Origin of the sequence: Thermalbibacter longus (genome assembly GCF_023806485.1) — a bacterium.
GTDB classification, from domain to species: Bacteria; Chloroflexota; Chloroflexia; order Thermomicrobiales; family Thermomicrobiaceae; genus Thermalbibacter; species Thermalbibacter longus.
On sequence record NZ_JAMSLR010000022.1, the window covers coordinates 1 to 7,463 of the forward strand.

Below are 7,463 nucleotides of genomic sequence, written 5' to 3' on the forward strand. Positions count from 1 at the left end.
CGACCAGTATCCCCAGGCCAGCGCCCCTACCACGACGACCAGCACCGCAAGCAGGGCCGCGAGACGCGAAACCGGCCTTGTCATCCTCGTCCTCCTACAGCGGAAAGTGTCTCTGGCACAACTGGTGCCTACCGGACGTCCCCGGCAGCAAGGCTTTCAGCTCATAGACCGGTCGGTTGCGTCACACAAGGGAATCGGAGAGCCCGCGATCTCCCCCCGAGAGCAGTAGCACCAGTGAAGTACGCGGTTACCCTCCTCTCCGTGTTCGGGGCCGTTGCGTCTCGTTCGATGATGAAGGGACGAGCGCCGCTGCGGGGACACCGATGCCGGACAGTGCGGCGCTGTCCGACGCGGCTGACCAGTGTGCCGCCGCCCGGAGCGAAAACGTACACTGTTGCCCCGCCGGCAAGGCTGGACAATACGCCATCGCGAACCACTGGCGTGGCTCCCAGGCCTCAAGCTGCCCGTCCTCGACCAGGTCAGCCCAGATCAGATGAGGGTAGACGCCGTCGCTTTGACTCGATACGGTGACGACGGTGGTGCCATCGGAGGAAGTGCGGATGTTAGCAGGATTCCACGTACAAGCCGAAGAGTTCTCCTCTGGTGGGACTTGCGGAAGGTCGGGCGGGATGGGGGGTACCGGGGTGGGCCAGTACGGACCGCTGCAGTACATGAGGACGCCCTCTACCGGGCCAGCGCCGTCCACGAGCTTCATGGAGACAGTCACCACCCCGCCCGTTGCCGCGTGACAGACCCCGTCGTACAAGATGCCGCCGGGGCACTGGACATTGATCGTGAGGTCGGCCGACCAGGCGAGGTAGCGGAGGAGGTCTGCGTCCGCGAGGCTGCGATGGCCACTGGCGTCGAGGTCAAAGACAACAAAGACCCAGTCGACGCCGAACTTTTCCGAGTGGTAGGTGCAGCGCGCCTGGCCATGCTGGTCGGTGCGGCCACACTCGTCGCGGAGGCCAGCGTTCGGCCCCCCTTCCACGGTGAAGAAGACAGGGACACCGGGGACCGGCGTCCCGTACTTGCTGGTCACGGTCGCGGTGATCGTGACGTCCTCGTTGCGGAGGTTGACGAACGCTTCGTCGAAGGTATAGATGGGGACGACGTCCCGGTGCGTGACCGTGACCTGGAACTCGAACTGCCAGGCGACGAAGAAGCGCTGTTGCGGTTCCCACGGGTCGGCTACCCCGTCGGCGTTCAGGTCGGCCCAAATCCGCACTTGATCGCCGAAATTGTCGAAGTTGGCGCGCTGGTCACGGAGGGTGCAGGTGGCTCGGCCATCGGCCCCGGTCGCGGTACACGCCAGGTCGGGCGTCTCGTCATTGACCCCGCTGACGATCCGCCCGCGGACGAGCACGCCGGAGACGCCCGGGCTGCCGCCCGGGCCGGTCACGCGTACCGCGATCTGGAGCTCGCTCCTGGGTGCAGCGTCGCAGAGCAACATCTCTTGGCCCGGCACCGTGTTCTGCCCGACGGCCTCGCAGTCCGGTGTCAGGAAGAGCTGGGGCTGCACCCAGGATTTGGTCGTCGCGAGCCAGGGCTCGTCGCCGCCGCGCTCGCCGTCGCGATCGAGGTCTGCCCAGATGACGATGCGGTCAGTCCCCGGCGTAGTTCTGGTGTAGCTGCAGTCGGCCCGCCCGTCCCGACCGGTGGCCGAGCAGCTCAAGGTAGGCTCCAGCGTTCCCCCACGATCGGTTGCCGCCCGTACGAGGACTCCCGGAATCGGGAGACCGGTTCCATCGATGAAGCGTACCGTGAGGCGGTGTGTGGTGCCGATCAGGTTGACGCATCTCCCCTGGCTGCGGTTGCTCAGTTCCGGCTGGCAAGTCTGCTGCTGGAGGGAGAGCTCGCGGGAGAGCCCGCGTACCCATGTCTTGTGGACCGTGGCGATCTCATTCGTGTCCGTCACTCCGTCCTGGTTCAGGTCGACCCAGACCCGGATCGAGTCGGTCCCGAGAGTCCCGTTCGACCGGTAGCGGAACAGGAACTGGCCGGTCTGGTCGGCGTTGCCACAGTTTCGGCGCGTCGCCTCGTCACTCGCGCCGCGGTTGGGTCCGTCCACGATGTCGACACAGACGCGCACGCCGCTGCCCGGTTGCCCGTAGCGATCGACGACGACGACCGCGACAGTATGCCCGTTCACCACCGTCTGGTCATCTCCTATCTCGAACGTGACCGGGTTGGACGCTGCCTCAGGAAGTGCCAGGAAGCCTCCCTGCCCCGGTTGGTGCGCTGGGACGGAAAGCGCGCTGTACGCGAGGGAGCCGTCACCAGCGATGTCGTAGTTGACGATGTTGGAGACGACGGAAAGCGGGCCACCGGAACGTACCTCGGCGAGGAATGCGCCTCGAAAGCCATCGGGAAGCTCGGGGAGGGACGGGGTGTACAGGAGCAGCGTGCCCATCGGCGGGATCGTCGCCAGGGAAGGACTCTGTTGCCCGAGGGGGACGAACGTGCCGTCGACCAGCCGGAACTCGTACGCGATGATGGCCGGATCGGTGGGACTTGCATTGAAGAGCCGGAGGCCCGAGGTGTCGCCGGAGAGCTGGCTCCCGGTTGAAGAAGCGCTCCCCTTCTGTACGAGAGGGAGAGCGAGGACGTCGCCGGGGGAGCTACCGGGCTGGAGAGGATAGCTCAGTGCCTGCCCGCGTCCTGCCTCGTACTTGACGGAGTCCGCGACGACCGCGAACGGCGCCGTACCGGTCACGACGAGCTGCTGCAGGCGACCGGCTGACGTATCGGGAGAAACCTGGTCATCTGCCGGCCGGTACAGGTAGTCCACTGCCTGGGGCGCCAGGGTGCGTGTCACGGTTTGCAGGATCCCGCCGGACTCATCGAGGAAGGTTAAGGTGACCTGGTTCGTTTGGCTATCTGAAAGGTTGGCAAAGGTAACCCCAGTGTTCCAGCCGTAGTAGCTCTCGAAGAGGAGTGGCGCATACTGGGGGGAGGTATTCGAGAGATCACGCGGTTGCGCGGTGAGACTCAGTGCTAAGTTTGCCTCTCCCTTTAGCCGATCAACCGACGCTGCAATCGTGCAGTTGGCTGTCAGCCACGCTTGCCCGATCCATTCATTCGCACCGGTTGGGAAACCGAGCTCGTGAACCAGATCGATGCTTCTTGTCTGTCCAGCATCCAGCGACAGCGTGGAGGTTATCGGAGCGGGCACTTCGGCTCCCGTGCCTGCCTTCAAGAAGGCCAGCGTGACCGGACAGCCATTTACCGTCGAAAAGTTCGTCACATGCACAATGGTGTTCCAACCATTGTTTGTTTGCACCAGAGGGAATACCCAGTTGCTCTGCCCACCACCGTTCAGGAGTGTGCTGAGCGGAGCGTCTTCCTCCAGCCCGCGAGCGCGTGCCAGGTCAGCGAGGGGAACAGCCGTGTAACCTGTCACAGCACGCATTGCACCGCTCGTCTGCGCATTCGTGGGAGGGGTCGGTGAAACTACCTTGATCGCACCGGAAATGCGTGGTTCCGGACAAGAGCTGCTGCGCCCCACGATGGTGTACTGAACCTCATAGGAGGCGTTAGCCTCAGGACGACGGTGCGCGTCAGCAGTCCAAGAAATCGCGAGCGTGTCTGTTTCAGGTAGGGTGACCGAATAATCCACCTCGGGGAGATAGCGAGGGCCGTCTTCCTCGGCAGTGAGGAGGTCGACCGGCGCTCGAACCAGCGACTCTTTCGCTCCGAGGGAGACGGTCAGTGTGTCAGTTGTGTCCGTCGCGCTGCGAGTGAGGCGACGGATCCGAGTCGAGGAGGTGAGGACTTGGTCGCAGAGGCCACTGGCCCGAAGTGCGGCGAACCCTTCAGTAGTCCACGACGCGGTAACGTAGGCGGCCCCGCTCGTTCCGTTGTCGATACCAAGTTCCGAGGCGGAGAGCGTCGCTGCTCCATAAGGGTCGAGCGGAACGGACGTCACTCGAGCGGTACTCCCGGGGCGTCGCACCACGACCTCGATCGGATACGCTTCGAGGTTTTGCACGATGGCGGAACCGTACCACGGTCCGTTGTCAGGCTCGAGGGTAACGCCGTTCGGAACGAAGGGGAAGAAGATCGCCTGCTGGTCCACGAAGGCGGCATTCGAGGCGTCTGTGTGAGCGGGAAGCAGTGAACCAAATGCTGCGACTAAGCCGAGGCAGAGGGTGGACAGAAGGGCGAAGCCACAACGATGCACGCGCGGCCTCCTCCGGCGCGTCACACCTGCACACAGGGCCGCCAGTGTGGAGAGGCCCAGAGACACTGGCAGCGCCCTTCGTTGCCGCTCACGGACGGTCGCTGACTCGTTGCGACCGGTTGCCGGAGGCAACACGCAACGCGCGGAGAGAGGACACGCCCGCAAGATGTCACCAGTATATCTATTTCTTCCTATCGCGCAAGATATCACTCCTCAGCCAGCCCCCGAGCCGGCCTTGCCGTTCCACACCTGAACACCGGCGTCCGAGCGCCAGCGGGATCGGCGGGCTCCGGTCGCAGGTCAGCGGGCCGGTACGCGTCCGCAGTGCCGGGCCACGAAGACACCGACCGCGCTCACCACCAGTAGTACGAGCCATCCCTCTCGAACCGGCCAGGGCACTCCGAATGAGCTACCTTGCGGTTCGAATGTGAGTGTGCCGAGCAGCCACCAGTGTTCCAGGAGCGTGCGCGCCGGCCATGCGACCCACCCGATCACACTCGTCAGGGCCGTGACGTGCCAGATCCGTTCTCCACCGCTGAGCAAGATACTCGCTGCTGCACAGGCCAGGAGGCCACTACCGGCAAGCCAGAGCGCCAGCTCCCCAGCGGAGGCGATCGATTCGGGAACGAGCCAGTCCGGGGGGCCTGCCAGGAGCCACCCCGCCCAGCCGAGCTGACCGGCTGCCCACGTGAGCACGAGTATGCCGAGAAGCTGGCGAACCCTCGTGAGGATCACATGTCCAATACCAGGCCTGGCGATCGCTGGCCGCTGAGAACGGATGCTGTCGGCGAGCTGTGGCATCGTCTCCTCCTCGTCGAGCCGGCAAGTCACCGGGGTTGACTTCCAATGGTCAGCGAAAGAACGTCGCCACTCCCACGGGCGCCCCACTCGAGGGTCACTGGACAGCGGCCCGCCGTTGTAACGCGCAGGCGGAACGTGGCCGCGACGGCCCTCCTGACCTGCGGCCAGCGCTTCTCACCCTGTTCGGAGACGATCATGGTGCATGGCGCGGAGCGCAGGCGCATCACGACATCCCACAGTGGCTCGCGGCCAGGGTTATGGCCGAGCACGCTGATTGAGATCTCCTGCTCGGCTTCGATCGGACGGCGTGGAACAGCAACCACGAGATCGAGGCGCGGTGGCCCGCGCCGCGCGATCTCGACCCCTGAATCTGGGAGCACAGCGAGTCGCCGCAAGCGCACAGCTCCGCGCCGCTCCACGCGCAGCACGAGCGGAACATCGCCAGACGCCAGCCAGTCAACCGGCACGAGGTTGTGCACCGTTACCTCGAACAGCGGCGCGAGGACGACGCCGCGTCGCAGGCCCCGGAACACGTCGAGCGTGTCCCACTCCAAGTGGCCGCTGGGCTGCCCAGGATACCAGCGGAGGCGAACCAAGGTCGCGCTCCCGCCGGCCCGCTCATCCCAGAGCAGAACCTCCCCAGGGCCACTGGAGGGATCGACTTCGATCAGGTAGTGCAGCCAGACCGCGACGTACGCTTCTTGATCCGACGGCGGAAGCGAGACGCCGGCGATGGTATAGGTACCGTCTTCCGGCTCACGAAGATCCAGTCCAGTCGCGGCGAGATCCGCGAGCGACCAGTAGCCGGGATATGGTGGCTTGCCGACGGCCAGCGAGGAAGCGGTCAGCGGCAGCGCGAGCCCCAACCCGATGAGGCCGACGACGATGCCGTGCGCCAGCCGGGCCCAGTGCCGGGTCATCGCGTCACCCTTCCTCGCGACATTCGCCGTAGGCCGTTCACGCCTGGAGCTGTGCAGAGCGCCACCGTAGCCAGAGCGCGACGAGCGCGAGCGCGGCGCAGCCGTACAGCACACCGTGGAGAACCGTGAACGGCGGCCGGTAGAATTCCCAGACGTGCTCGGCCAGAATCCCTAACGGCAACCACCGTGGGTCCGTCCCCATCCCGAGGTAGAGCCAGTCGGCGATGGAATAGAGCGCTGGGGTCAGGAAGCCGAGCGCGGCGAGGAGCACCACCCAGCGCGGGGGCCGGCCACGCCGCAGGAAGACGACGGCGTGGACCAGGTAGATGGCACCATAGTACACGGCCACGGCAGCGAAGAGGCGCGCGTCGAACCGCGCCTCGGAGTAGTCGGCGTGGAACGAGTGCAGCACCAGCCAGCCTGCTAAAAGCACCAGACCAAGCCCGACGATACCCGCTGCTGCCCCCAGGAGCAGCCGGGCCGCTCGTCCTACCATGGCCGGCGTGGCGCTTCCCGATGTATCCATACTGGTTATGACGACACACCTTCCAGGGCTATCGGGTCGCGCGCGACCTCACCCACAGACACCGCTCACGGACTGGGTGTCGGCGTGGGAGTCGGAATCACGATGATCGTCGCGTAGCCGTTGTTCAGCACGAAGCGGTTCCCTTCCCACCGGCCGCTGGACCACCCGTCACGGTTCGCCATCCAGAAAGCGTCCTCGGTCACGCTGTAGTTGCGGTTCCGGAAGTAGGCGGCGAACCACTCCTCGGCCGTCTCGCTCCAGCCGAATTGCTTATTATCTCGGCTAGATTCGTTTTTATCAATGTGTGTAGTGCCCAGAACGTACCGGCCCCACGCTGTGCTGTAAAAGTAGTCCGGCGGATTCGGAGCATAGAGGCGAATGTGATGAAACCAGTCGAGATATCCAGAGATCAGCTTCTTGTTTCCACCATCGCTATCCCAGAACCAGCCAGTACCGTCGTTGGCACGAAGATACATAGGGTCACCTCCAACCCCACCCAGAATACGCTTTACTTTATTCACGTCAGCGTAGGTGCGGAAGACCATCGTGACCGGCCAGTCAACGGCGTTGCCGCAGGCACAGGAAGTCGAGGTGTTGTCCCAGTTGTAAAACGTATCGCCGCTGTAACTCACCGTCGTGTAGGTCGTAGTGGTGCCAGCGAGGACGACGCTCGTGAGCACGAGCACAGATCCAAAGGCGAGCGATAGACCGGACAGAGTAAGATTTCGCATCACTGTCTCCCCTCTCCCGGCAACTGCTCCCGAACTAGTACCAGCCAGAAAGGCCGAGGGCCCTTTCCTCCCGGAAGTGGACAAGGACGACGATGGTCGAGACCGACTCGTCGATATCCTGCGGGATCACTTCGATCGCTTCGACGTCCTGATACTCCGGGATCACGACGACCGGGAACGCTCCCTTCAACCTAATCGGCGCAGGGAAGTCGAGACCGACAGCGGCTCCAACGAGTTCACCCTCGTAGTCGTACATCCCGGTGACCCCACTCACCTCGGGCTTCCCCTGAGCCAGCAGCGGC

5 protein-coding genes and 1 pseudogene are annotated in these 7,463 nt (G+C 64.4%); all 6 read right to left on the minus strand.

Annotated elements, in window-relative coordinates; genetic code table 11:
• Positions 1–247: 247 nt before the first annotated feature.
• Positions 248–2,818 carry an Ig-like domain-containing protein gene (locus tag NET02_RS16130; RefSeq protein WP_284058461.1) on the minus strand — a complete coding sequence of 857 codons (2,571 nt, stop codon included), beginning with the start codon at positions 2,816–2,818 and terminating at the stop codon, positions 248–250.
• 1,665 nt (positions 2,819–4,483) lie between these two features.
• A complete protein-coding gene (locus NET02_RS16135) occupies positions 4,484–4,984 on the minus strand; it encodes a hypothetical protein (RefSeq protein ID WP_284058462.1) in 501 nt (166 codons plus the stop codon).
• A 26-nt stretch (positions 4,985–5,010) separates the two neighbouring features.
• Positions 5,011–5,904, minus strand: a complete 894-nt coding sequence (locus tag NET02_RS16140) for a hypothetical protein (RefSeq protein ID WP_284058463.1) — start codon at positions 5,902–5,904, stop codon at positions 5,011–5,013.
• A 37-nt stretch (positions 5,905–5,941) separates the two neighbouring features.
• Positions 5,942–6,400: a hypothetical protein gene (locus NET02_RS16145; protein ID WP_284058464.1), complete on the minus strand. Its 459-nt coding sequence runs from the start codon at positions 6,398–6,400 to the stop codon at positions 5,942–5,944.
• Positions 6,401–6,495: 95 nt separating this feature from the next.
• On the minus strand, positions 6,496–7,161 hold the full coding sequence (locus NET02_RS16150) for a hypothetical protein (protein WP_284058465.1): 666 nt from the start codon (positions 7,159–7,161) through the stop codon (positions 6,496–6,498).
• A 34-nt stretch (positions 7,162–7,195) separates the two neighbouring features.
• Positions 7,196–7,463: pseudogene (locus NET02_RS16155) on the minus strand (hypothetical protein); the annotation flags it as partial.

What these genes read in the sequence shown, in the direction of transcription:
- NET02_RS16135 (WP_284058462.1), bottom strand. Translation starts at nt 4,984, where the DNA reads ATGCCACAGCTCGCCGACAGCATCCGTTCTCAGCGGCCAGCGATCGCC.
- NET02_RS16140 (WP_284058463.1), bottom strand. Translation starts at nt 5,904, where the DNA reads ATGACCCGGCACTGGGCCCGGCTGGCGCACGGCATCGTCGTCGGCCTC.
- NET02_RS16145 (WP_284058464.1), bottom strand. Translation starts at nt 6,400, where the DNA reads ATGGTAGGACGAGCGGCCCGGCTGCTCCTGGGGGCAGCAGCGGGTATC.
- NET02_RS16150 (WP_284058465.1), bottom strand. Translation starts at nt 7,161, where the DNA reads ATGCGAAATCTTACTCTGTCCGGTCTATCGCTCGCCTTTGGATCTGTG.